We start from the raw sequence: 23,107 nt of genomic DNA on the forward strand, positions 1-23,107 counted from the left end.
CCAGTGACCGCCATGAGCCTCAATACCGTTGACCTGAACAAACAGATGACCCGCTTCGACCAGCACAGTGAAGTCTGGTTGTTCGGGTACGGCTCACTGATCTTCCGCCCGGATTTCCCGTTCCTGGCCCGCCGCCCGGCCCGCATCCACGGCTGGACGCGGCGCTTCTGGCAGGGGTCGCACGATCATCGTGGCACCGACACACACCCCGGCCGTGTCGCCACGCTGATTCGCCAGCCCGGCGCCGAATGCACTGGCATGGCGTTTCTAATCACGCCGGAAGTGTTTGCCCACCTCGACTTCCGCGAGAAGAACGGCTACCTGCGTTTCTGCACCGAGATGCGATTTGACGACGGGAGCTGTGCCGAGGGGCTGGTGTATATCGCCACCGAGGACAATGCCGCTTTCCTGGGACCGGCGCCGGAACCGGACATCGCCCGGCATATCGCCAGCGCCGCCGGGCCGTCCGGCCCGAACAGTGAATACCTGTTGCGGCTGGCCGAAGCGCTGCGGGAAATGGGGGCGCAGGATGAGCATGTGTTTGAGATTGAGCGGCATCTTATAAAGGCTACATATATATAGCCTCAAAGGTCATAAATGGCTTGCTATATAACGCCCACAACAGCGGCGCACGTTAGCCCGTCCGGCGACGACAGGCGCGCAATGCTTGTGCTTGTTATGTGTGTTCATTACTCCAAACTCTATTTGCGATTGCTGGAACAACGACAGAAATAATAGGAAAAACAAGTGTTACCGCCTGGATGGCGTCCCGAAGCACAGGCGGCTCCGTTACTGAAGCTGACAAGGCAACTAGCGCACTGAATAATACCAGTGCAATAGAAGTCACAAGTAGCTTTGCTTGCCAATGCCCTGCTCCTTTCAGGAACCATGCAAAAAATATAACAAAATTCAAGATAAGAAGAATTAGTATTGGAAGCGCTGATCCTGCCCCGCCATAAGTCATAAAGCATCCTAGTCATAAACCAATCGGCGAGCCCATCGGGGACATGCATACATTTATAAGGCCAGATGTCATCAAAACCGCATCACCCTGACATCTGGCTAGGCTGGCAATTCATGCGTGTCCCGGACTCATGGCGTCTTGCTGTCATTTGCTGGGCTTCTTATCGATACGATGAATACACCCGGACCAGCAACATGGCCGCTTCTTACCTTCGACTAGCGACTCTATAGCTCGGAAGATACGCCTTTCTCTAGTCTTCTCTTGTTTAGCATCTTCCATCCAAAATATGAATTCATTGCGGCCAATGGGCGACAACGCCTCCCAAAGGCCGACTGCATCTTTCTCAATCAATACTTTCGATAGATCAACAGGCAATTCATGCACCAATCCACCGGAGATTTTTGAACTCATATAAAGCCCCTCTTTCCAATGGATCTGTTAACAAAGGTACAGAAAACATAACGACGCCAACAGGGTATCTCTTCAAAAAAAGGATCTGGGACACGCATACATTTACGATGTGAGATGTCATCAAAATCACATCGCCGCAATATCTATCTAGGCCGGAAGTTCATGCGTTCCCCGAAATTCCACAGAAATTTCTATTGCTTATTCGGTCGGGTCTACATCTGAGTCATCAATTTCTTCTGGAGACACCTCAATTAAGCCTTCCGAATTAACACCTGATAGAGTTTCAGCAATTGCGTGCAAATGGGTTGCTCTAATAGACAAAAATAAATCGTAATCATCATCAAGCGCAGCATCCAAAGCTGCTTCCGGGACTAAGTTGCTTTCCAATCGTTCTACTAGCGCTTCTTTACCATCCGATTCAATTATTTTTTTCAAGTAGACGCTCGGCGCGCTGGCTGATATCGACAAATTCGATTTTGATGTCAACAGTATAATATTGCCCGGAACATTGCTTCTCGATGCCTTAATACCACCTTTACTCAAATAAGCCTGCGGGAAAAAGTGATGAAACTCCTTATCATTTGACCAAGCCAAAGATTTATCTATATCTATCCTCTGTCCGGTTACGATATCTAATGGATTTTTCGTTGCAAACATTAAAGCAAGCATTTTTGATATTGCACTATTTGCACGAAATGGCTTCGCCGCCCATAGTGAAGCCGTAGGAACTGACGCAGTTACATCGATTGAAGCAGCAGCACCAGAAGCAAAGTCCCTGATCGCTCTTGCATCAGTAGCCATTTGACCGCTATCCCACCCACTAAAATAACCAGATAGGGTAGTCAGCCAGAACCACCGTTTCAGTTCATTCCGTTGACTTGCATCTGGGTTGGGCAAGCATCTAAAAAATTCGATTAAGACTGCGAACTGATTAGCATAGGGTAATGCCTCAGCGCGAGGAGCCCCTACCTCTGTGCTTAGAAAATCCACAGCCAATTGTGCAGCAATTTTTATCTGCTCCGCACACATATGGAGCGTGTCAGGGTCTAATTGCCTTAATAAGTCTATACTCCCAGAGGAAAAGTCACTTCCACTAGCCGCACCCAGACAACGTAAAAAAGTCTTGTTTTCAAAGGAGTGAAATCTTTTCTCCTCAAGGGACATTTTTATAGAGTCAATGGTTTTTCCCAAGTCGAATTCAGGGCTCCAAGTAGCAGCTCGCATCAAATCATAAATCGTGAGCCTAGTACCCGTAGAGTTAATCCTCTCAAAAACTGGAGCAACATCATTAATAGACATGTCCCCCAGAGTGACTAGCGGCAGCTGATAATCTTTAAATCTATTGAATAGCAAATCAGCAACACCCCTTAGGTCCGAATCATCAATCACTGATAATTTTCGAAAATATTCAGCCGGGTCAGATAATCGGCGTATTGGTATATGATGGGCAGGAAGTTCATCAGTGTGATCAATGTGGCTGAATTTTTCGTTCCGCAGATCGAAAATTACATTCCATATGCTTTTTGGATCACCTGGTTCCCAATGCAAACATCCGCAGATAGTTGATAACCTTTGCTGCCCATCAAGCAAATAATTAACAGGGTAATTCTTACTTCGTTCACCAACCTCAAGATCCGCGATTGATCTCTTACTTGCAAGCTCCTGCCTAGATTCCCACAGAAGGGCGCTACCGATGGGATAGTTTCTATATATAGAATCCAACAACTCCAGTATTTGCTTTCTCTTCCAGACAAATGGCCGCTGAAACTCCGGAAGAATGATATCTCCTACCAAAACTCTATTGGCCAGCTGCTCGATCCTTTCTGCCGTTGGCTTTGGATCTTTTGCAGTTATCTTTTTTGACATCATTAGCCCCTATTAAAAATCCTTGATAATCTCGACTTCCAACAACGCCGTAACAACTGATCGCTGAAGCGGAGCGGACTGTAAGTAGTCCGCCGCCGAAGGTACGCGATTCACTTTCTTGTTATGTTGATTCACTACAGATTTCGATCAATCAGAATCAAGAAGATACCAAGTGCCATCAAAGTAAATCCTAAGCGTTCGCGACGAGTAAATATTCCTAGCATCTTCATCGCTGCGTTCAGTTCATCGCCAGTTTTACTTATCACAACTGCATCTTGAGGACTTACATCGTTATTTCTAGGAATGCCATATTTGGCAACCAGGAAGATTCCCACAGTCTCCAATATCATTCCAGAATTTGTCATATCTGAAAAAAAACCAAAAATGATTCTAGAAAAATCCATTTTCACTTCCCTCTACCGTAATCGAAAATGGCGCCAAAACATGGGACGCAAGCTTGCGAGCCCGCCCCAACTCAAAATTGGCGACATAATTTTCTTTTTAGTGGTCACAAAATATTGAGAATATCGTCCGTATTCCAACCCAACACCTTCTTCATAGTATTTTGGTGATTTTGGGCTGTGTTCAATGCCATATGTCGAATCAGGTTGCCTCTTTGCCGCCTGCTTAGATCAGGCTTATCTTTCAGAACATTATCGTATGCCTTTTGGAGACGCGCATGAACATCCTCTATTTCTATTTGAAGTATGTCCGCCACCCATTTATCCAAAGTAGGAATCTACTCCGGGACACGCATGAATTCATGACATCAACCAATGCCGTAACAGCATCACTATAACACGAACATAAACCACCAATTGGTGCTTACCCTTTAGTTTTCTTGCCCAGCGATCTTCGTGTCCCTAAGTTTTCCACCCGCAGCGATTTGTTATGTGTCACGAAACAAACCAATCTTGGACACGCATACATTTACGATGTACGGTGTCATCGAAATCACATAACCGCAATATCTAGCTAGGCCGAAAATTCATGCGTGTCCCGAAATCCCGCCTTTCAATTTGTTAGCGCTCGGACAAACAATCAACAGCATCTCCTAGTTCTTGAAACAAGCCACGAAAGTCTTCGAACAAGTCATCGCAATCTCCCGTTCTGCTCCTCTCAATTATATAATCACAAAACTTAGCTTTATCGAGTTTTCGGATTATATTCGGCATTCCATAATCATCGGTTCTTTCCGTAACCGACGCGAAGTCGATAAGATCAACGTCATTTGGAACTCTAATTAAGTTTTCGATTCCTTTTTTTATATTTCGGTCCATTTTGAATGGCATCGTTCTCACTGCCACAAAACCATGATTAGACTCAGGCTTATTGGTGTCGCTATCGTATAGTAAAACAAGAGGGCGACCGACCGCTTCGGGATTTGATTTGGCAAACGCCAATGTATGATTCAACGCTTTATCCCCCGTAAACTCGGCATCCCCTCGTTCTCCAATCCTTCCTACCCACCTGATCTCTGCGCCCTTCAGGTCAACACCAAGCTTTTTGACAGCTTCATTTAGATATCTCTCATCAGTCTCGCCCTCGACCAATATAAGAGGAGCGGAAACATCTGCGTCTATCTTGATGTCAAAGGCTTCTCGGATAGCTTTCTCATGAGTCCACCCGTAAAAGGTCGGCTCTTTTTCAACCACAATCGCCCCATCCGACGCCCTTTTCAGAACAATAATTTTTTCGCTACTTTTATTATAATTTTGAAGAACGAATGGTGAGTGAGTCGCGACGATTATCTGGGACTTTGTCTTATCCTGGCTGACGTCCAGTATGGATTTGTAAAAGCTCATAATCTTCAACTGCCAATCTGGATGCAAACTGATCTCCGGCTCATCAATCAGCCCGACTGCGCCAACTACCGCTCCTAGATCTTTTAGAAAGAACCCCCCTCTGAATACGATCTGTTTCTCCCCAGAGCTCAAATCTCCTATGAAACACTCTCTCCCACTATCATTGAACACAACTTTCTTTTTTCCACCAACGTTCCTTATCTCTTCATAGTGCTTTGAAGGAAACATGCTAGAGAACGCCTTTTGAAATCGCGATATTCTCCGGTCCAGCACTCTTTCATCAACTTTCTGACCTTTATTTTCTCTTACCCATTTAGATAAGTCAGCGTCATCGAGCGCCTGGATATCTATCATCAACTGGGTTATCTCTGTAGCTAGGTTATGAGTGGTTTTCTGGCTTATTGCTACTTCGTCAAGATTTTTCGCTGTAACTGAGCCGATTTCCTTAGGTGTGAAATTTATAGCTACGTCAGAGAAAAGAATTTTGAAAATACTCTTCGTTCCTTGGTCAGCAAGGATGTGGCCAGGAAACTCTTTCCTATTACCGTTAACAGTTGCGAACAACTTAATGCCATTCCAGTCGTGCCGCCCTTCACCAACCAATTTTACCTCTATATTCTCATCTAGAACGCTTCCTTTGGGCACCTGCAGGCTGCGATTCTGGGAGAGTAAAACTACTTCTTGTTGAGAGAGCTGAATGCGATACGATATCGTAGAACCTTCGCTTATGCTGTTTGGCTGGATATTCGCAAGTCGGAAAACTGCATTGAGAATTGCAGTTTTCCCTGTTCCATTCTCTCCAGCAACATAGATCGTAGAGCTTGCTTGCCCGTCGATTTGAAAGTCCAAATCTAAACTTCCGAGAATGGGATCGTTTAAAAAGCTAATACTTCTTATTTTCATGGAGTTGATTTCTCTGTATCACCAAAAGTAATTAGAACGAAGGCACGCATATCCAATAACGACGCATTCCTCATATCACCCCGACAACCAACGCATGCGAAAAATAAAGAATTTATTATTCAAAAGGTTACGCCCAATCATCCATAACAGGCTTCTGTTCGCGTGACGTCCACATTTCCCGTCCCAACAGCACTCCCTGTATGGAAGCGCAACATAAAGAAAACACCACACACAACCCGGCACGTCAGCGGGCATTCATTAAATATCGATTTTTAAAATAGAGAAATAGCCACTCTTCTTCCGAGAGCTTGCCCATATACCCGTAACCCAACACCAATCCTGCCCCACCCAAAACGTGATATCAATCCCAAAAAAAACAAACCCCGCACAAGGCGGGGTTCATCGAAACCAACATGAAATTTTTTCAGGTTTAGCAAGCGAGCGATCCGGGACACGCACACATTCCCGCCTGCCCCCTCTCCGGCGTCATACCAACCTCCCTCGCCTCAGCCCCCCTACTCCAGAAACAACAAACCCCGGATAACCGGGGTTTGTGGTCAATCCGAGGCGGGATCACCCCGCCTCTTTTTGCACACCAATAAATCAGTTGATCACACGTTCTCGAACTGACCCATGGTGTTGTCTTTACCACCAGCTTTCAGCGCAGCTTCACCAGCAAAGTATTCTTTGTGGTCGTCGCCGATGTTGGAGCCGGCCATGTCCTGGTGCTTCACGGTCGCGATGCCCTGACGGATTTCTTTCCGTTGAACACCGGCCACGTATGCCAGCATGCCTTCGTCGCCGAAGTAGCCTTTCGCCAGGTTGTCGGTGGACAGCGCAGCGGTGTGGTAGGTCGGCAGCGTGATCAGGTGGTGGAAGATACCCGCTTCACGCGACGCGTCGCGCTGGAAGTTCTGGGTCCACTTGTCCGCTTCGGCCGCCAGCTCGCTGTTGTCGTAGTCGGCGCTCATCAGCTTGGCGCGGTCGTAGGCAGACACGTCCTTGCCTTCCTTCTGCCATGCATCGAATACCTGCTGGCGGAAGTTCAGGGTCCAGTTGAAGGACGGGCTGTTGTTGTAGACCAGCTTGGCGTCGGGCACCACTTCGCGGATGCGGTTAACCATTTCGGCGATCTGGCCAACGTGCGGCTTCTCGGTTTCGATCCACAGCAGGTCAGCGCCGTTTTGCAGGCTGGTGATACAGTCGAGCACCACGCGGTCGATACCGGTGCCTTCTTTGAAGCAGAACAGGCCGGAAGCCAGGCGCTTCACTTTCTTCAGCTTGCCTTCGGACTTGATCACCACGTCGCCGTTGGCGATCTGGTCGGCGCTGTCGATGTACTCGCCGTCCAGGAAGCTGTTGTATTTGTCGCCGATGTCGCCCGGTTCGTTGGTGACCGCGATCTGCTTGGTCAGGCCAGCGCCCAGGGAGTCGGTACGGGCAACGATGACACCGTCGTCAACGCCCAGCTCGAGGAACGCGTAACGTACGGCGTTGATCTTGGCCAGGAAGTCTTCGTGCGGCACAGTCACTTTACCGTCCTGGTGTCCACACTGCTTCTCGTCGGATACCTGGTTTTCGATCTGGATACAGCAGGCACCGGCTTCGATCAGTTTCTTGGCCAGCAGGTAGGTGGCTTCGGCGTTACCGAAACCGGCGTCGATGTCGGCAATGATCGGCACAACGTGGGTTTCGAAGTTGTCGATCTTGCTGATGATCTCAGCTTCGGCCTTGCTGTCGCCTTTGGCACGGGCTTCGTCCAGGCTGCGGAACAGGTGGTTCAGTTCCCACGCGTCAGCCTGTTTCAGGAAGGTGTACAGCTCGCGGATCAGGTCGGCCACGACGGTTTTTTCGTGCATGGACTGGTCCGGCAGCGGGCCGAACTCGGAACGCAGTGCAGCCACCATCCAGCCGGACAGGTACAGGTAACGGCGCTTGGTGGTGCCGAAGTGCTTCTTGATGGAGATCAGCTTCTGCTGACCGATGAAGCCGTGCCAGCAGCCCAGGGACTGGGTGTACTGGGCAGAATCTTTGTCATACGCCGCCATGTCTTCGCGCATGATCTTCGCGTTGTACTTGGCGATGTCCAGGTGCGTCGTGAAACGGTTCTGGAGACGCATGCGGGCAGCGGATTCCGGGTTGATCGCGTTCCAGGTCGGGAAACCTTTCACCGCGGAGGCAACCGCATCGATCTCCTTGGAATATTGAGACATGGTCGGATCCTTTACGTTTACGGGGTGGATGAGGGCAGCCATCGGGGTGGCACCGGCTGCAGCGACTCGACCGGGCTCGGAGGGAGCGTCCGGGGCCGGCTGCAGATGCTGGGCATTCTAGGGCCGGGCCGGACATAAAAAAAATCAATATACTGTATGTTCGTTATTCACCGGATGAATAGTGCTGCCCCGAGGCGCCTCAGAAGCGGATAAAGCCCAGCACATCGCCTTCGCGGACCACCCTGCCGGCCGGCACCACCGCCAGCCCCTCGGCCCAGCAGGCCGAGCTGAGCATGCCGGAGCTCTGGTTCGGGTGGGGTTGCAGGCGCTGTTGGCCCGCCTCGCCGACGACCTGCACCCGCAGGTATTCCTCACGCTTGCCCGGCTTGTCCGTGCTGAAGCCGGCCGGCAACCCGACGCACGGCGGCATCGGGTCGCCCGCCAGCCCCTGCGCACGACGCAGCCAGGGCAACACCAGGATCATAAAGGTCACCAGCACGGCGCTGGGGTTGCCAGGCAGGCCCATGAAGGGCGTATCGCCGAGATGGCCGAAGGCGAACGGCTTGCCCGGCTTGATCGCCACCCGCCAGAGGTCCAGTGAACCCAGCGCCGCCACGGCGGCACGCATATGGTCTTCCTCGCCCACGGACACGCCGCCGGTGGTCAGCACCAGATCACAGCGCTGCCCGGCGCTGGCCAGGGCGCCGTGGGTGGCGGCGTAGTCGTCGGCCACGCGGCCCAGGTCCACGGGGATCATGCCGGCCTCCGCCAGCAGGGCATGCAGCAGGTAACGGTTGCTGTTGTAGATCTGTCCCGGTGCGGCAGCGGTGCCGGGCTCGGCCAGTTCGTCGCCGGTGCTGAGGAGGGCCACCCGTAATGGTCGGTAAACACTCACCTCCGCCACACCCACCGAGGCCAGCAGGCCCAGATGGCGCGGCGAGAGGCGTGTGCCCGCGCTGACGACCTCGTCCCCGGCGCGGATGTCCTGCCCCGCCCGGCGAATGTTGGCCCCTTTTTTTACTGGCGATGTTTTTACTGACGAGGCCGCAGGCAGGCGCACTTGCCCGTCCAGGGCCTCGCACTCCTCCTGCATCAGTACGGTGTCGGCCTCCGCCGGCACGGCCGCGCCCGTGAAGATGCGGGCGGCGCTGCCCGGCACCAGCGGGGCTGGGACCGCCCCGGCCGGGATACGCTGGCTGACCGGCAGCACCCGGCCCAGGTCAGCGTAACGAACGGCGTAGCCATCCACCGCGCTGTTATCCGACGGCGGCACCGTCACGGTGCTGGTCACGGTCTCCGCCAACACCATATTCAGTGCTGCATTCAGCGGGCAGCGCTCAGTAGCTGGTGGCGGCGGCACATTAGCCAGCAGCCGTGCCTGCGCCTCGGCCAGCGGCATCATGCGGCACCACCCCGGCGCACCAGGCCGACAAAATTGCAGGGCCGGTGACGGCTGTCGAGTTGCTGCCCGATGATCCTGTCCCAGGCCGTAGCGCAGGCATTGGTGGAGCCGGGCATGCAGAAGATCACGGTGTGGTTGGCCACGCCGCCGAGCGCGCGGGACTGAATGGTGGACGTGCCGATCTCAGCCAGGGACACCTGCCGGAACAGTTCGCCGAAGCCCTCGATCGGTTTGTCGAACAGCGGCGCCAGCGCCTCCGGTGTCACGTCGCGGCCGGCAAAACCGGTGCCGCCGGTCACCAGCACTACCTGAATGGCCGGATCGGCGATCCAGGCGGAGGCCACCGCACGCAGTTGATAAACGTCATCGCGCACCAGCGTGCGCGCCACCAGCGCATGGCCGGCCTCACCCAGACGCTGCACCAGCAGGTCGCCGGAGGTGTCGTTCTCCGCCGTGCGTGTATCGCTCACGGTCAGCACGGCGATATTCAGCGGGACGAAGTCGGTACTGGCCTGGCTCATGGCAACTCCTGTGCGAGGGATAATCCGGCGCCCATGGTAGCGCATCCCGTGACAGGCCGACGCCCCCGGACAGCACGCGTTGACACCTGCGCGCAACCACTGGTGCGGCGCACGCCGGCATGGATACATTGCGCCTGTCCTTCTGACCCCACAGACCAGCCAGAGCACGCCCATGTCCGCCTCGATGCACGATGCCCAGCTACACGCCGCCCGCCTGCCCCGCATGCCGCAACGGCAACTGGCCCATATTCCCGGCGATTATGGCCTGCCGGTACTCGGCAATACGCTGGAATTCCTGCGTGATTTCCAGGGCCTGGTGCACCGCAAGGCGGCGAAGTACGGGCCGGTATTCCGCAGCAACGCCTTTTTCCAGCGCAGCGTCACCTTGCTCGGCCCGGACGCCAATGAGTTCGTGCTGCGCGACACCGACCACGTCTTTTCCAGCCGCGCCGCCTGGAACCCGATGCTGGAAAGGCTGTTCACCGATGGGCTGATGCTGCGCGACTTCGCCGACCACAAGTTCCACCGCCGCATGCTGCAGCAGGCGTTCAAGAAAAACGCCCTGGCCGGCTACATGACACGCATGAACCCGCGCATTGCCGCCGGTATTCGCGGCTGGCCGGAAGGTCACACTTTCCGCTTTTTCGATCACATCAAGTCACTGCTGCTGGACGTGGGCGCGGAAACCTTCCTCGGTCTGGATATGGGCCCGCAAGCGCAGCAGGTCAACCAGGCATTCGTGGACGCCGTGGAGGCTTCGCTGGCGGTGCTGCGCCTGCCGATCCCCGGCACCACCTGGCAGCGGGGGCTGCGCGGTCGGCGCTTTCTGGAGCAGTTCATGACCGGCCTGATCCCGGCCAAGCGCGCTGGCGACGGCGACGACTTCTTTTCCGAGCTGTGCCGTGCGGCCGATGACGAAGGAGAGGCGACGCTGAGCGACCAGGACATCATGAACCACATGATCTTCCTGCTGTTCGCAGCGCACGACACCACCACCAGCACGCTGTCCTCGGTGATCCATGCGCTGGCGCAACACCCCGAGTGGCAGGAGCGGCTGGCGCAGGAATATTTCAGCCTCGGCACCGACACGCTGGCCCATCACGACCTGGAGCGCCTGCCACAGACCACCTGGGTGTTCCGCGAAGCCCTGCGCATGTTCCCGCCACTGCCGACCATCCCGCGCCGCACCGTCACCGAGGTCACCTGGCAGGGCTATCGGCTGCCGGCCAATACGCTGGTCAGCGTGGTGCCGCTGCACACGCATTACATGCCGGAGTACTGGCAGCACCCCGAACGCTTCGACCCGGAGCGCTTCAGCCCGGCCCGTGCCGAGGACAAGCAGCACTTCTTCCAGTGGGTGCCTTTCGGCGGCGGGCACCACAAGTGCATCGGCCTGAACTTCGCCGAATTGCAGACCAAGCTATTCCTGTTCCACTTCCTGCGCCGCTACCGGGTCAGCGTGGAACAGGGTTACCGGATGCCGTACCAGCTCGTGCCCCTGGCCGTACCGAAAGACGGCCTGCCCGTGCAGATCCGGCGCCGCATGACCGCCTGAGCCGTTTTACCTTTTTCCGCCACAGCGGGGCACCCAACACGGACAGGGGGCTGCCCGGCACATTCAAGAACCCGTGCCAACAGGGGGCAAGACCAGCGCATGACCGGCCTCGCCCAGGCGCTGCGCCAGCAGGTCGCCGGAGGTGTCGTTCTCCGCCGTGCGTGTATCGCTCACGGTCAGCACGGCGATATTCAGCGGGACGAAATCGGGACTGGCCTGGCTCATGGTCTGCCCTCGTTGGGTTCAGATACCCCGACCTGCGCGGGGCCATCGGAAAATAACGCGATATAGGCGGAATACTGGAACCGCCGGTGGCGTTGCTGGCCGGTAATCTCATGCAGTATGCCGTGCCGCACCAGCGCATCCATCAACTGGCTGGCGGCGGGAAACGACACGCCGGTCAGGTTGATGATGTGCTGAATACTGATGATCGGCATGGTGTACAGCGATTCCAGCACCTGCAACCCGTTCGCCGCCCGGCGGCCGAACTGCGCAATGATCACCTGACGGTGCTGCTCCCGCAGCGCAACAATGCCCCGCGCCGTGGCGGTCGCCTCGTCCGCGACACTGGCAACCCCCTCCAGAAAGAACCGGATCCAGGCTTCCCAGGCCCCGTCGTCCCGCGTTGCCTGCAGCAAATCATAGTAACGCTGCCGATGGCGGCGAAAATAATGGGACAGGTAGAGTACCGGCTTCATCAGCACCTGCTTTTCGCACAGCAGCAACGTGATCAGCAGGCGTCCCACACGGCCGTTGCCGTCAAGAAACGGGTGGATGGTTTCAAACTGGGCGTGGGCCAGCCCAACCTTCACCAGCAGGGGCAGACGGGTATCGCGGTGCAAAAATTTTTCCCATTCCGACAGTGCCTCACCCATCTCATGCGGCGGCGGTGGCACATACACCGCCTCTGCCAGGGTGCAGCCACCCGGGCCGATCCAGTTCTGGGAACGGCGCAATTCACCCGGCTGACGCTCTTCGCCTCTTACCCCCTGCATCAGTTCCGCATGAATTTCCCTGATCAGGCGGACAGACACGGGCAATGCGTCAAGGCGGCCCAGGCCCTTGCGCATCGCCCGGACATAGTTCAGGACTTCAGCGGCATCCTGTGGCCGGCCGGGGTCCAGCAACTGGGCCTCAGCCGCCAGCACATCACTGAGGGAACTTTGCGTCCCCTCGATCTGGCTGGACAGCACAGCCTCCTTGCGCACATACATGAAGACAAACAGGTCTGCGGCGGGAAGTGTCTGAATCGAACCATCCAGACGACCCAGTGCGCGGTCCGCCGTTGAGAGCAGCGTCTGCGTCGCATCGTCAAGCTGCAGCGGCGGGTCCACTGGCGGCAGCGGGGCCGGGATAAAGGCTCTGTATCCCTGTGGCTGCCGGATATAGCGCCCGGCCCGGAAGCGGCCAGATTCGGTCATCGTCCCTGTCCTCGATTAAAGGTAGCCTTTGATCCATACCCTAGCCCCCTTTCTTATTAAAGACTACCTTTAATTAAATGCCATGATCACACGCTTATTAAATGCACCGCTCTCTGCCTGCCACCACCTGCCCGACAGAGCCGTTTTACCTTTTTTACCCACCACGGAGAGGGGCAGCCCGCGCGCCCGCTGCTATACTCCCGCCACATTCAGGCACCCGCACCAACAGGGGCAAGATTCCCGATGAAGTATGCAATCCTGCCGGTAACGCAGTTCCAGCAGAACTGTTCGTTCCTGGTCTGCGAAGACACCGGCAAACTGGCCATCTGTGACCCTGGCGGCGATATCGCCAGTATTGAAGCCGCCATCCGCGAGCTGGGCGCGGAGCCGGAGAAGATTCTGGTCACCCACGGCCATATCGACCACGCCGGCGCCGTTGCCGAGTTGGCGCGCAAGCTGGGCATCCCGGTGGAAGGCCCGCACGAGGACGACCGTTTCTGGATCGACATGCTGCCGCAGCAATCGCAGATGTTCGGTTTCCCGCCTGCCGAAGCCTTTACCCCGGACCGCTGGCTCCACCACGGCAATACCGTCACGGTGGGCAATCTCACGCTGGAAGTGCTGCACTGCCCCGGCCACACCCCCGGCCATGTGGTGTTCTGGCAGCCACAGGCGAAACTGGCCGTGGTCGGTGACGTGCTGTTCGCCGGGTCCATCGGCCGCACGGATTTCCCGCGCGGCGATCACGCCACACTGGTCAGTTCCATCCGCGAGCGTCTGTTCCCGCTCGGTGACGACGTGGCCTTTATTCCCGGCCACGGCCCGATGTCGGAGCTGGGCCATGAGCGCCGCACCAATCCGTTTGTGAGTGACCACCGTGGCTGAGTTCTTTAACGACTATATTCCGCAGCACAACCTGCTGCGCATCCTGCTGACCCTGGTCGCCCTCACGGTAATCCTGCTGCTGAGCAGCGTGACGCGCCGCCTGGCACGCCGTTTCGGTGCCCGCCAGGGCTATGGTCCGGGGCGAATTTTCCAGGTCACGGTGATGGTCAATGTGGTGGCCATCATCACCACACTGGTGGTGCTCGGCGTCATCTGGGGCTTTACCGGCCAGGGGTTCATGGTGATCGCCTCGTCGCTGTTTGCCGTGGTCGGTATCGCGCTGTTTGCGGCCTGGTCGATACTGAGCAATATCACCGCTGCCTTTATTCTGTTTTTCAGCGCGCCGTTTCAGGTCGGCGACCGCATCCGCGTGCTGGATGGCGACAACACCCTGACCGGTCGCGTGCGCCACATGGGCCTGATCTACCTGACCCTGGACGATGAAGACGGGCACCGCTACACACTGCCCAACAACATGCTGTTGCAACGTACCGTTATCCGGCTTGCCCCGAACAAGGAGCTCCCATGCGACAAAAAACACTGCCGCTGATTGTTTTCGCCCTGCTCACCCTGGCCGGCTGCCAGACTGCCGACACCGGGCAGGCCGCGCCGATGGACCCGGCCTGCGCCCAGAAGCCGGATTCCGGCATGTGCCGTGCCGCCTTTACGCGCTACTATTTTGACCAGGCCAGCGGCGCCTGCCGCAGCTTTATCTGGGGCGGTTGCGGCGGCACGGTGCCGTTCGAAACCATGGAAGCCTGCCAGAGCGGCTGCCAGGCGCCAGCCTCCGGCGAGCCGCCGGTGGCGCCTGTGAAACAGAGTCTGTCGTTCTGAGCACACCTGCCGAGACAAGGAGCACCTCAATGACTGAACACCAGCCCAGCGCCGCCGACAAAGACCAGACCAACATGGTGCGGATCGTCTATATCCTCTATCTCGTCTCGCTGGTGGTGGGGATCACCTCGCTGGTGGCCGTGGTACTCGCACACGTCTACCACGGCGGTGCCAACGAGCCGCAACGCAGCCACTTCCAGTATCAGTACCGCACCTTCTGGATCGGCCTGCTGTACGGCATCGTCTGCCTGCTGACGTCCTTTATCGGTGTCGGTTTCATTCTCATGCTGGGCCTGCTCGTCTGGTTCATTGTGCGCTGCGCGAAGGGCCTGATGGCCATCAACAACGGCCAGGCCATGCCCGTCCCCACGACCTGGCTCTGGTAATCCACGCAGGGGCGCACCCCGCCCTTGCCACAAAACGGTCACGAACGGGCGCCATCATGGCGCCCACACTCCGGGAGTTTCGTCATGAATACGCTCATCCGCCTGCTTCTGATCGGTTCACTGGCCTGGCTGCTGGCCGCCTGTGAACGCAGCCCGACCCTGCGCCTGTACGAAGGGCCCGAGCGCGGCCGCGCAGAGGTGCTGACCGTTCGCGTCCCTGAGCAGCTCGAAATCCTGACCATCAATGAGCAGCGCGTGGAGCGCGGCAACACGCTGTTCGCCACCGGCTACCAGGACCTGCAACTGGCACCGGGCGAATATCGCGTCGTCGCCTACTACAAGGAATTGTGGGATCTGGAACTGGACAACCACGCCGTCTACCGCTCTGACCCGGTGACCTTCACCGTGAACGGCAAAGGCGGCGAGTTCTATCGCCTGGCCTACGAGAAACCGGAGAACGCGCAGCAGGCAGAACACCTGGCAGACAACTTCTCCGGCTGGGTGGAAAACATCGCCACCGGAGAACGCCGCGACACCACCGCCAGCGGCCTGGTACGGCCGGGCCTGTTCACTGGCCTGGTGGCCGGCAGCACCGCCGCCGTGGCCGAACAGCCTGCCGTGACCAGTGTGGCGCCGGCCAACAGCGCACCGGCAGCAGCACCAGCGGCTGCCGCCGGCAATGGCGCCGACATGGGCTATGTGGACATGCTGAAAGCCTACTGGTCACAGGCCAGCGCCGAAGAGCGGCGGGAGTTTCTGCGCTGGATTGCCGAGTAACGCCGGCAACGCACCACACAACAAGGCGCCGGACGGCGCCTTGTTTATGTCAGCTCGCCGTTCAGCGTAGCAACTATTTCCCGCCCGCCGCCGTGGTCACGGTGTTCGCACAGGTAAATACCCTGCCAGGTGCCCAGCGCCAGCCGGCCATGGCTAACCGGAATGCTCAGTGACGGGCCGATCAGCACGCTCTTGATATGTGCCGGCATATCGTCCGGCCCTTCCAGCGTGTGTTCATAATGCGGGGCGTTTTCCGGCACCATCACGTTGAAGTGGCGTTCCAGGTCACCGCGTACATCCGGGTCCGCGTTTTCATTGATGGCCAGCGAGGCCGAGGTATGGCGGATAAACAGATGCAGCAGCCCGATGCGATAGCGGGCCATATCCGGCAGCGCGTCCAGCACCTCGCGCGTAATCAGGTGGAAACCCCTTGTCCGCGGCGCCAGGCGAAACGTCTGTTGTTGCCAGCTCATGTCAGTTCACCAGGTTAGTCGGGGTGCCCGCCTGCCAGGCACGGATATTGTTCACCACGCCGTCCAGCAATCGCTGGCGCGCTTCCACGCTCACCCAGGCATTGTGGGGGGTGATGATCAGGTTGGGCACGTCGCCGCGCAGCAGAACGTGATCCGCCGGCGGCGGCTCGACAGACAGCACGTCCAGCGCGGCACCCGCGATCTCGCCACTGAGCAGGGCCTCGCGCAGTGCGATTTCGTCCACCAGGCCGCCGCGTGCTGTGTTGACCAATAACGCGCTGCGTTTCATCGCGTGCAACGCCTCTGCACCGATCACACCGCGCGTGTCATCCGTCAGTGGGCAATGCAGCGATACCACATCCGCCTCGGCCAGCAACTGCGCCAGCGGCACCCGGCCCGGTTGCGGGCCGCCACGGCCTTCGGCGATCAGCACCTGCATGCCGAACGCCTCGCCGAGTTTTGCCACATCACGGCCGAGCGTGCCGTAGCCGATGATGCCGAGTTTTTTGCCGGCCAGTTCCATCACCGGGCGGTGCATCAGGCAGAACATCGGCGAGCGGCTCCATTCACCGGCCAGCACGTCCTGATGATAATCGTGCCAGCGTGTGGCAAGACCAAGGATCAGCGCCAGCGTATGCTGTGCCACACTCGGGCCAGCGTAATCACCCACATTGCAGACCGGGATGCCGCGCTCGCGGGCAGCGGCCAGGTCGACATTATTGGTGCCGGTGGCGCACACGCAGATCAGTTTCAGATCGCCCGCCGCGCGGATCAGCGCGGCATCGAGCACCACTTTATTGCTGACGACGACGGCGGCGCCGGCGATACGTTGCGCCACCTCATCAGGCCAGGTCTGGTCGTACAGCTGCCACTCGGGCAAGCTTTGCTCCAGACCGGTAAAATCCATTTCCGCCGGTCGCAGGGTACCGGTATCCAGGAACACGCCTTTCATGGACTACTCCGAATTCAGTTTTGCACCACCGTCGCGGCTGGATGCCTGGCTCAACAGTCTGCGCCTGGGTCATGCCGATGATAAACCACGGATCGCGGTCAGCGCCTGCCTGACCGGGCAACCGGTGCGCTACGACGGCGGCAACCGCTACGACGGCACCGTGGCACGCGTGCTGCGGCGCTGGCTGTTGCTGCAGGAATATTGCCCGGAAATGGCCATCGGCCTGGGTGTGCCGCGCCCGCCGATCCAGCTGGTCCGCACGGCCGACGGCCTGCGCGTGCGCGGCGTGGCGGACAGCCAGCAGGACGTGACCCACGCGCTGCGCGGCTTCGCCGATACGCTGCCGGCGTCGCTCAGCGGCGCGGTACTGAAAGCGCGTTCGCCAAGCTGCGGCGTGGACAACACGCCCGTGTGGGCGGAGCAGGGAGAACCTCTCGGCACCGCCTCCGGTGCTTTCGCGGCGCGGCTGTCGGAACGTGCGCCGTTATTGCCGATGATCAGTGAGCCAGCGCTGGCACGGGCGGAGCAGGTAGAGCTGTTTGTGTTGCAGGTGTATTGCTACCGGCAGTATCAGCGCTGGGGAGCCGGGGAATGGCTCGTCACCGTGCGTGATGCGGTGGCGGAATGGAAAGTGGAAGCGGTGCGGGCGCCGTTGCTGGCTTATCTTGAACGAGTGCTGGACTAGCCTGCCGTTTCAGCCTGCTGACTCCAGCCCCTGCTTCGCCACCTCGGCACGCAACGCCGGGTACAGCGTCAGGAACACCGCTTCGAGTTCCGCGTAATGGCGATCGATTTCTTCAATCATGCCGTGAAACTGGTTTGCAAAGCGTACCCGACCGGCAATGCGGTCCAGCGCCTCGCCGACATTGTTCAGGCTGGCGTAATGACTGAACCAGTCATCATTCACCATACGCCCGGTCACCACCTGCATGCGTGCCGGCATCAACGGCTGGCCGGTGCGTAACCAGCCGTACTCATCACGAATCGCCTGCGGCACAGGCTGATCATAAAACCGGCCCCAATGCTGAATCAGAAAGTGGTCGAACAGCACATCCATCGCGACGCCGGCGAAGCGACGGCGTGCAGGAGAAAACAGGCGGCGGCTGTCCACCACCAGCGGGTGGGTGTCGGTGAAATGATCCACCAGGCGGTGATTGTGCAGACCGCTGCGCACCGCTGGCGGCAGATCCTGCTCGCGCACCCCACGCATGAAATCCCCCATCAGGTTGCCGACTTTGGATGCCGTCGTGGGTTGCGCCAGTGTGAGGTGCGCGAAGTAGTTCATTCTTCCAGATAAGTATAGCCGGCCAGGCCGTCGCGGATTTCTGCCATGAAATCCTGCCGTTCCTGCTCGCTCAGTGCCGCGCGGCGACAGTGGGCCGCCAGCGTCTCCAGCAATTGATCCGGCTCGTAATTCACGTAGCGCAGCACGGAACTGACGGTGTCGCCCTGAATGGCCTGGTCGAGGTGAATGTTGCCGGCAGCGTCGATATCCACGTCCACGGAATCGGTGTCGCCGAACAGGTTGTGCATGTCGCCGAGAATTTCCTGATAGGCGCCGACCATGAAAATACCCAGTTCGTCCCCCGCGTTTTCCGGCAGCGGCAGCGTCGTCTCCAGCCCTTCGCCATCGACATACTGGTCAATGCGGCCATCGGAATCGCAGGTGATGTCCTGCAACACGGCGCGCACGGTGGGCGGCTGGTCCAGGCCGGCGAGCGGCAGGATCGGGAAAATCTGGTCGATCCCCCAGACATCCGGTACAGACTGGAACACGGAGAAGTTCACGAACAGTTTGTCCGCCAGAATCTCGTTGAGATCGTCCAGCAGTGCGCGCTGATGCTTGCGCTGCGGATCAAGCTGCGCGCGGATCGACAGCAGGCAGTTCACATACAGCTTTTCCGCCATGGCGCGTTCGGTAAGGCTCAACTCGCCAAGCAGGAAACGCTGGTGCGCGTCCTGCCACACCGCCAGCACTTCCTGATGGGTTTCCAGCAGGTGCGGGCGTGGGCCGCGCAGGGTTTCCAGCAGCGCCCACAGCGTCACCACGTCTTCTGCAGCGCTGGCCGCCGGCGGCGGCACGTCCTGCACGCGCAGTTGTTCGCGGTCGATGATGTTCACCAGCAGCACAGCGTGGTGCGCGGTGAGCGCACGGCCGGATTCGCTGATCAGGTTCGGTTGCGGCAGGCCGGCCCGCTCGGCAGCTTCGCGCACGGTCTGCACAATGTGCCAGGCATAATCGGCCAGGCCGTAGTTCATGGAGCAGGCGGAACGCGAGCGTGTGCCTTCGTAGTCCACGCCCAGACCGCCGCCCACATCGAGCGTGTCCACCGGTGCGCCGAGCGCCCGCAGCTCCTGGTAGTAGCGCGCGGCCTCGCGCATGCCGACCTTGATATCCTGGATATTCGCCACCTGCGAACCAAGGTGGAAATGCAGCATGCGAATGCTGTCGAGATAGCCCGCGTCGCGGCAGGTTTCCACCGCCTGTACCAGTTGCGAGGCCGACAGGCCGAACTTGGATTTTTCACCGCCGGTGTTCTGCCAGTTGCCTTTGCCGATCGACATCAGCCGCACACGCAGGCCCAGGCGCGGCACCACGCCGAGCGCCTTGGCCTCGGCCAGGATCACCGGCAGTTCAGACAGCTTTTCCACCACGATGTGCACGCGAAAGCCGAGCTTCTCGCCCATCAGCGCCAGGCGCACGTACTCGCGGTCCTTGTAGCCGTTGCAGACGATCGTGTTGCCGGCCTCACCGGAGTGCGCCAGCACCGCCAGCAGTTCCGGCTTGGAACCGGCTTCCAGACCGACCGGCTCACCCAGTTCACGGGCCTGGATGATCTCCTGCACCACACGGCGCTGCTGGTTGACCTTGATCGGGTACACCGGCGTGTAGCCGCCCTGGTAGCTCTGCCCGGCGATGGCCTCGCGGAACGCGCCAGCCAGCATCTGCACCCGGTGACGCAAAATACCGTCGAAACGCACCAGCACCGGCGAGCGCAGCCCGGCGGCACGGCAAGCGGCAAACACGGCGTCCAGCCGCGCCATGCCGGCGCCGGGGTGGCCGTTCGGGCAGACCGTGACATGGCCGTCGTCGTCGACGCCAAAATAGCCGTCGCCCCAGCGTTCCACGTTGTAGATATTCAGTGCGTCGGTGGTGCTCCAGTGGTTCATTGCTGCTCCCGGTGGGTGATGCCGGCATTATCCCAGAGCTGGCGCGGGGTCCAAGTGAAATTTTTCATGGGACTGCCTTGTTTCAGCCGCTAGAATGGCCGCTTTCGCCCCCCATGCCGCTCCTGCCGGGCGGTGCGCCACCGATGAGGTTGTTCCATGTCAGACGAAAAATGGTTTGTCGAGCACTTTGACAGCGCCGGTACGGCCTTTGGCCTGCGGCTGAAAGCCAGGCTGGAGGCGGTGCAGACCGAGTACCAGCACATCGAGATGTGGGACACCGACACCTTCGGCTACCTGATGACCATCGACGGCGCAACCATGGTCACCAGCCGCGACAACTTCCTGTACCACGAAATGATGTCGCACCCGGTGCTGTTCAGCCACCCGGACCCGAAGCGCGTGGTGATCATCGGCGGCGGCGACTGCGGCACGCTGCGCGAGGTGCTGCGCCACCCCGGCGTTGAGCAAGCCACGCAGATCGACATCGACGAAATGGTCACGCGCCTGTCGGAAAAATATTTCCCGGAGCTGTGCGAGTCGAACAACGACCCGCGCGCGGAGCTGCTGTTCATTGACGGCGTGAAGTGGATGCGCGAATGCGACGCCGGCAGCATCGACGTGATCATCGTTGACTCCACCGACCCGGTCGGCCCGGCGGAAGGCCTGTTCAAGGCGGATTTCTTCCGTGATTGCCACCGCGTACTCCGCGACGGCGGCATCATCGTGCAGCAAAGCGAATCACCGCTGCTGCACAGCGTCAGCATTATCCGCGACCTGCACGTGAACATGCGTGAAGCCGGTTTCACCAGCACGCAGACGCTGCCGTTCCCGCAACCCTGCTACCCGAGCGGCTGGTGGAGCTGCACGATGGCCGGCAAGGGCACCGATGTGACGCGCTTCCGTGAAAAGGACGCCGCCGCGAAACCGTTCGAGACGCAGTACTACACCGCCGACATCCATCGCGGCGCGCTGACGCTGCCGCCGTTCATGAAGAAAGCCCTGTCCTGATCCGCCAACAGATCAGGACGACTGACGCCGGGCATAACGACCCGGCGTCAGGCCCACCACCCGCTGAAAGTCCCGGATAAAATGCGCTTCATCAAAGTAGCCCAGTTGCTGCGCCAGCCACGCCTGGCTGGGGCGCTGCGGTAGCGGCTGCTTGAGCAGGCGCCGCGCACTAGCCACCCGCGCCACGCGCGCAAACTGCTTCGGGCTCATGCCCACTTCCATCAGGAAACGCCGCTCCAGCGCACGCCGTGACAACGGCACATCCGCCAGCACCTCCGGCAACGGCTTCATTGCCCGCAGGGCCTGCATGGTGCCGTTGACGGCGGGCGAGGGTCGCTGTGGCCGCAGGTGCGTCAGCAGCCACTGGTCAAGGTAGGCAAGCCGGCTGTGCGTGTCCGGCAACAGGGCCATTTGCTCGTGCAGTGCATGCAGCGGCGCGGCAGCGCGCGCAGACAGCAACAGGTCATCGATGTCCGGCACCGGGCAATCCCACAGCGCCCGCACCCCGGCGGGATGGAAACGCACACCAAACGCATAGCGCCCGGCCGCCGGCAGCAGTTGCCCGGACTGCGGCAATGCCGGCGCCCAGATCAGCCCCTGCCCCGGCGTCGACGCCAGCCCCAGCGGCGCGCCGTAACTCAGTATCAGCGAGGTGCCGCCATCCGGGTGCATCAATGCCGCCTGATCTGACCCGTCTCCGGCACGAGTGTCCAGACACCAGAGGCTCTGCACCAGCGGCCGTAACGGCGGCGAGGGGGCCACGCGCACCAGCGCGACCTGTTCGGGAGGGGACATACGGACACGCTCCAGGGCAGACGTACAACGCCGCAAAACTACAATGCCGGCGGCAGGCGATTGTTCAGACTGAGCGTACCCGCACTGAAATGGAGATGCATCATGTCTGACGCCCGTCTGGATTATTACGCGCACAATAAAGACGCGATCCTGCACCTGGCCGGCACGCGCCGGCACCTGAAACAATTGACGCCCGCGTTGTCGTTGCTGGTGGAGTTGCGCGTCTCGCAGATCAACGGCTGCGCTTACTGCCTGTCGCTGCACGCACCGGAAGCGCGCCACGCCGGCCTCAGCCAACGGCAACTGGACTGCCTGGCCGCCTGGCGCGAAGCCGGCACGCTGTTCGACGCACAGCAGCGGGCCGCGCTGACCTGGGCAGAGAGCCTGACCGATATTGCCACCACGCATGCGCCCGATGCGGATTTCGACGCCGTCAAAGCGGTGTTCACCGACGCGGAAATCGTCGATCTGACGCTGTGCATCGCCAACATCAATGCGCTGAATCGCGTGGCGGTGAGCCTGCGCCGCGCGCCGGATGGTGCCTGAGGCAGCCCCGGAAACTGTACGACAATCCGGCATGTCTGCCTGCCACAAGCTTGGCCTGATCGCACCGGTGACGGGGCGGTCGGGCCATGCCATTGACCAATGTAACAGTTAAATTGGCCCCATCCGCCGGGGCCATCTGTACCCCCGGTGCTAGCATGCCTGTCCTGGGTTATATCCCGAGCTATGTGACGACAGGCTTCGAACAAAAACGTCGGTGTG

The 23,107-nt window shown here is 58.8% G+C and carries 23 protein-coding genes and 1 pseudogene; 10 read left to right on the forward strand and 14 right to left on the reverse strand.

The window, feature by feature from the left end:
- The first annotated feature begins 12 nt into the window (after window positions 1–12).
- Entirely contained in the window at window positions 13–582 is a 570-nt protein-coding gene (locus tag S7S_RS16915; RefSeq protein WP_008733040.1) for a gamma-glutamylcyclotransferase, read from the forward strand.
- 526 nt (window positions 583–1,108) lie between these two features.
- Here the strand turns inward: S7S_RS16915 and S7S_RS19430 are convergent.
- From S7S_RS19430 to moaB, 7 genes are all read right to left on the reverse strand, one after another.
- Window positions 1,109–1,375 (reverse strand): YdeI/OmpD-associated family protein, encoded by a 267-nt coding sequence (locus tag S7S_RS19430; RefSeq protein WP_008733039.1) that lies wholly within the window; start codon window positions 1,373–1,375, stop codon window positions 1,109–1,111.
- Between the two features lie 198 nt (window positions 1,376–1,573).
- A complete protein-coding gene (locus S7S_RS19435) occupies window positions 1,574–3,244 on the reverse strand; it encodes a GmrSD restriction endonuclease domain-containing protein (RefSeq protein ID WP_238582911.1) in 1,671 nt (556 codons plus the stop codon).
- A gap of 131 nt (window positions 3,245–3,375) precedes the next feature.
- On the reverse strand, window positions 3,376–3,645 hold the full coding sequence (locus tag S7S_RS19720; RefSeq protein WP_144401695.1) for a hypothetical protein: 270 nt from the start codon (window positions 3,643–3,645) through the stop codon (window positions 3,376–3,378).
- Window positions 3,646–4,263: 618 nt separating this feature from the next.
- Window positions 4,264–5,949, reverse strand: a complete 1,686-nt coding sequence (locus S7S_RS16920; RefSeq protein ID WP_008733037.1) for an AAA family ATPase — start codon at window positions 5,947–5,949, stop codon at window positions 4,264–4,266.
- Window positions 5,950–6,560: 611 nt separating this feature from the next.
- Window positions 6,561–8,162 carry an isocitrate lyase gene (locus tag S7S_RS16925; protein ID WP_008733036.1) on the reverse strand — a complete coding sequence of 534 codons (1,602 nt, stop codon included), beginning with the start codon at window positions 8,160–8,162 and terminating at the stop codon, window positions 6,561–6,563.
- Between the two features lie 199 nt (window positions 8,163–8,361).
- Window positions 8,362–9,564: a molybdopterin molybdotransferase MoeA gene (locus tag S7S_RS16930; protein WP_008733035.1), complete on the reverse strand. Its 1,203-nt coding sequence runs from the start codon at window positions 9,562–9,564 to the stop codon at window positions 8,362–8,364.
- Window positions 9,561–10,085 (reverse strand): molybdenum cofactor biosynthesis protein B, encoded by a 525-nt coding sequence (gene moaB, locus S7S_RS16935; RefSeq protein ID WP_008733034.1) that lies wholly within the window; start codon window positions 10,083–10,085, stop codon window positions 9,561–9,563. The genes S7S_RS16930 and moaB overlap by 4 nt, the downstream gene beginning before the upstream one ends.
- Window positions 10,086–10,257: 172 nt before the next feature.
- Between moaB and S7S_RS16940 the strand changes: the two genes are divergently transcribed.
- Window positions 10,258–11,640: a cytochrome P450 gene (locus tag S7S_RS16940; RefSeq protein ID WP_008733032.1), complete on the forward strand. Its 1,383-nt coding sequence runs from the start codon at window positions 10,258–10,260 to the stop codon at window positions 11,638–11,640.
- 93 nt (window positions 11,641–11,733) lie between these two features.
- Here the strand turns inward: S7S_RS16940 and S7S_RS19440 are convergent.
- Both S7S_RS19440 and S7S_RS16945 read right to left on the reverse strand, forming a co-directional pair.
- Window positions 11,734–11,865: pseudogene (locus S7S_RS19440) on the reverse strand (molybdenum cofactor biosynthesis protein); the annotation flags it as partial.
- Window positions 11,862–13,061, reverse strand: a complete 1,200-nt coding sequence (locus tag S7S_RS16945; protein WP_008733030.1) for a Fic family protein — start codon at window positions 13,059–13,061, stop codon at window positions 11,862–11,864. The gene S7S_RS16945 and the pseudogene S7S_RS19440, both read right to left, overlap by 4 nt.
- Before the next feature lie 243 nt (window positions 13,062–13,304).
- Between S7S_RS16945 and S7S_RS16950 the strand changes: the two genes are divergently transcribed.
- From S7S_RS16950 to S7S_RS16970, 5 genes are all read left to right on the forward strand, one after another.
- Window positions 13,305–13,946, forward strand: coding sequence for an MBL fold metallo-hydrolase (locus S7S_RS16950; protein ID WP_008733029.1), 642 nt, complete (start codon window positions 13,305–13,307; stop codon window positions 13,944–13,946).
- The gene (locus S7S_RS16955) at window positions 13,939–14,496 is read left to right on the forward strand and encodes a mechanosensitive ion channel domain-containing protein (RefSeq protein ID WP_008733028.1); all 558 of its coding nucleotides are present in this window, start codon (window positions 13,939–13,941) and stop codon (window positions 14,494–14,496) included. The genes S7S_RS16950 and S7S_RS16955 overlap by 8 nt, the downstream gene beginning before the upstream one ends.
- Window positions 14,472–14,780 carry a BPTI/Kunitz domain-containing protein gene (locus S7S_RS16960; RefSeq protein WP_008733027.1) on the forward strand — a complete coding sequence of 103 codons (309 nt, stop codon included), beginning with the start codon at window positions 14,472–14,474 and terminating at the stop codon, window positions 14,778–14,780. The genes S7S_RS16955 and S7S_RS16960 overlap by 25 nt, the downstream gene beginning before the upstream one ends.
- Before the next feature lie 29 nt (window positions 14,781–14,809).
- A complete protein-coding gene (locus S7S_RS16965) occupies window positions 14,810–15,166 on the forward strand; it encodes a DUF4870 family protein (protein WP_008733026.1) in 357 nt (118 codons plus the stop codon).
- Between the two features lie 84 nt (window positions 15,167–15,250).
- Window positions 15,251–15,943 carry a DUF2057 domain-containing protein gene (locus S7S_RS16970; RefSeq protein WP_008733024.1) on the forward strand — a complete coding sequence of 231 codons (693 nt, stop codon included), beginning with the start codon at window positions 15,251–15,253 and terminating at the stop codon, window positions 15,941–15,943.
- 44 nt (window positions 15,944–15,987) lie between these two features.
- Here S7S_RS16970 and S7S_RS16975 read toward each other — a convergent pair whose 3' ends face one another.
- Both S7S_RS16975 and S7S_RS16980 read right to left on the reverse strand, forming a co-directional pair.
- Window positions 15,988–16,416, reverse strand: coding sequence for a secondary thiamine-phosphate synthase enzyme YjbQ (locus S7S_RS16975; RefSeq protein WP_008733022.1), 429 nt, complete (start codon window positions 16,414–16,416; stop codon window positions 15,988–15,990).
- Window position 16,417: 1 nt separating this feature from the next.
- Window positions 16,418–17,368, reverse strand: a complete 951-nt coding sequence (locus S7S_RS16980; RefSeq protein ID WP_008733020.1) for a D-2-hydroxyacid dehydrogenase — start codon at window positions 17,366–17,368, stop codon at window positions 16,418–16,420.
- On the opposite strand from S7S_RS16980, the gene S7S_RS16985 reads away from it, so the two are divergent.
- Window positions 17,367–18,053 carry a 2-thiouracil desulfurase family protein gene (locus S7S_RS16985; RefSeq protein ID WP_008733018.1) on the forward strand — a complete coding sequence of 229 codons (687 nt, stop codon included), beginning with the start codon at window positions 17,367–17,369 and terminating at the stop codon, window positions 18,051–18,053. The two genes, S7S_RS16980 and S7S_RS16985, sit on opposite strands and share 2 nt — an antisense overlap.
- Before the next feature lie 9 nt (window positions 18,054–18,062).
- Here the strand turns inward: S7S_RS16985 and S7S_RS16990 are convergent, their stop codons facing one another.
- Together S7S_RS16990 and speA are read right to left on the reverse strand one after the other, a co-directional pair.
- Window positions 18,063–18,653: an acyl carrier protein phosphodiesterase gene (locus S7S_RS16990; RefSeq protein ID WP_008733016.1), complete on the reverse strand. Its 591-nt coding sequence runs from the start codon at window positions 18,651–18,653 to the stop codon at window positions 18,063–18,065.
- Window positions 18,650–20,539, reverse strand: a complete 1,890-nt coding sequence (speA, locus tag S7S_RS16995; RefSeq protein WP_008733014.1) for a biosynthetic arginine decarboxylase — start codon at window positions 20,537–20,539, stop codon at window positions 18,650–18,652. The genes S7S_RS16990 and speA overlap by 4 nt, the downstream gene beginning before the upstream one ends.
- A gap of 156 nt (window positions 20,540–20,695) precedes the next feature.
- Here speA and speE point away from each other — a divergent pair, with 156 nt between their 5' ends.
- Entirely contained in the window at window positions 20,696–21,547 is an 852-nt protein-coding gene (gene speE / locus S7S_RS17000; RefSeq protein ID WP_008733012.1) for a polyamine aminopropyltransferase, read from the forward strand.
- A 12-nt stretch (window positions 21,548–21,559) separates the two neighbouring features.
- On the opposite strand, the gene S7S_RS17005 is transcribed toward speE, so the two are convergent.
- The gene (locus S7S_RS17005) at window positions 21,560–22,342 is read right to left on the reverse strand and encodes a helix-turn-helix domain-containing protein (RefSeq protein ID WP_008733011.1); all 783 of its coding nucleotides are present in this window, start codon (window positions 22,340–22,342) and stop codon (window positions 21,560–21,562) included.
- Window positions 22,343–22,444: 102 nt separating this feature from the next.
- Here S7S_RS17005 and S7S_RS17010 point away from each other — a divergent pair, with 102 nt between their 5' ends.
- Window positions 22,445–22,888: a carboxymuconolactone decarboxylase family protein gene (locus tag S7S_RS17010; protein WP_008733008.1), complete on the forward strand. Its 444-nt coding sequence runs from the start codon at window positions 22,445–22,447 to the stop codon at window positions 22,886–22,888.
- Window positions 22,889–23,107 lie beyond the last annotated feature (219 nt).

This window comes from Isoalcanivorax pacificus W11-5, from assembly GCF_000299335.2.
GTDB classification, from domain to species: domain Bacteria; phylum Pseudomonadota; class Gammaproteobacteria; order Pseudomonadales; family Alcanivoracaceae; genus Isoalcanivorax; species Isoalcanivorax pacificus.

Excerpts from the sequence above, each read along its gene's own strand:
- S7S_RS16985 (WP_008733018.1), top strand. The coding sequence starts at position 17,367 with ATGGACTACTCCGAATTCAGTTTTGCACCACCGTCGCGGCTGGATGCC.
- moaB (WP_008733034.1), bottom strand. The coding sequence starts at position 10,085 with ATGAGCCAGGCCAGTACCGACTTCGTCCCGCTGAATATCGCCGTGCTG.
- S7S_RS19435 (WP_238582911.1), bottom strand. The coding sequence starts at position 3,244 with ATGATGTCAAAAAAGATAACTGCAAAAGATCCAAAGCCAACGGCAGAA.
- S7S_RS16965 (WP_008733026.1), top strand. The coding sequence starts at position 14,810 with ATGACTGAACACCAGCCCAGCGCCGCCGACAAAGACCAGACCAACATG.
- S7S_RS16960 (WP_008733027.1), top strand. The coding sequence starts at position 14,472 with ATGCGACAAAAAACACTGCCGCTGATTGTTTTCGCCCTGCTCACCCTG.
- S7S_RS16940 (WP_008733032.1), top strand. The coding sequence starts at position 10,258 with ATGTCCGCCTCGATGCACGATGCCCAGCTACACGCCGCCCGCCTGCCC.
- S7S_RS16975 (WP_008733022.1), bottom strand. The coding sequence starts at position 16,416 with ATGAGCTGGCAACAACAGACGTTTCGCCTGGCGCCGCGGACAAGGGGT.
- S7S_RS16930 (WP_008733035.1), bottom strand. The coding sequence starts at position 9,564 with ATGATGCCGCTGGCCGAGGCGCAGGCACGGCTGCTGGCTAATGTGCCG.
- S7S_RS16925 (WP_008733036.1), bottom strand. The coding sequence starts at position 8,162 with ATGTCTCAATATTCCAAGGAGATCGATGCGGTTGCCTCCGCGGTGAAA.
- speA (WP_008733014.1), bottom strand. The coding sequence starts at position 20,539 with ATGAACCACTGGAGCACCACCGACGCACTGAATATCTACAACGTGGAA.
- S7S_RS16920 (WP_008733037.1), bottom strand. The coding sequence starts at position 5,949 with ATGAAAATAAGAAGTATTAGCTTTTTAAACGATCCCATTCTCGGAAGT.
- S7S_RS16950 (WP_008733029.1), top strand. The coding sequence starts at position 13,305 with ATGAAGTATGCAATCCTGCCGGTAACGCAGTTCCAGCAGAACTGTTCG.
- S7S_RS16915 (WP_008733040.1), top strand. The coding sequence starts at position 13 with ATGAGCCTCAATACCGTTGACCTGAACAAACAGATGACCCGCTTCGAC.
- S7S_RS16945 (WP_008733030.1), bottom strand. The coding sequence starts at position 13,061 with ATGACCGAATCTGGCCGCTTCCGGGCCGGGCGCTATATCCGGCAGCCA.
- S7S_RS19430 (WP_008733039.1), bottom strand. The coding sequence starts at position 1,375 with ATGAGTTCAAAAATCTCCGGTGGATTGGTGCATGAATTGCCTGTTGAT.
- S7S_RS16980 (WP_008733020.1), bottom strand. The coding sequence starts at position 17,368 with ATGAAAGGCGTGTTCCTGGATACCGGTACCCTGCGACCGGCGGAAATG.
- S7S_RS17010 (WP_008733008.1), top strand. The coding sequence starts at position 22,445 with ATGTCTGACGCCCGTCTGGATTATTACGCGCACAATAAAGACGCGATC.
- S7S_RS16990 (WP_008733016.1), bottom strand. The coding sequence starts at position 18,653 with ATGAACTACTTCGCGCACCTCACACTGGCGCAACCCACGACGGCATCC.
- speE (WP_008733012.1), top strand. The coding sequence starts at position 20,696 with ATGTCAGACGAAAAATGGTTTGTCGAGCACTTTGACAGCGCCGGTACG.
- S7S_RS17005 (WP_008733011.1), bottom strand. The coding sequence starts at position 22,342 with ATGTCCCCTCCCGAACAGGTCGCGCTGGTGCGCGTGGCCCCCTCGCCG.
- S7S_RS16970 (WP_008733024.1), top strand. The coding sequence starts at position 15,251 with ATGAATACGCTCATCCGCCTGCTTCTGATCGGTTCACTGGCCTGGCTG.
- S7S_RS19720 (WP_144401695.1), bottom strand. The coding sequence starts at position 3,645 with ATGGATTTTTCTAGAATCATTTTTGGTTTTTTTTCAGATATGACAAAT.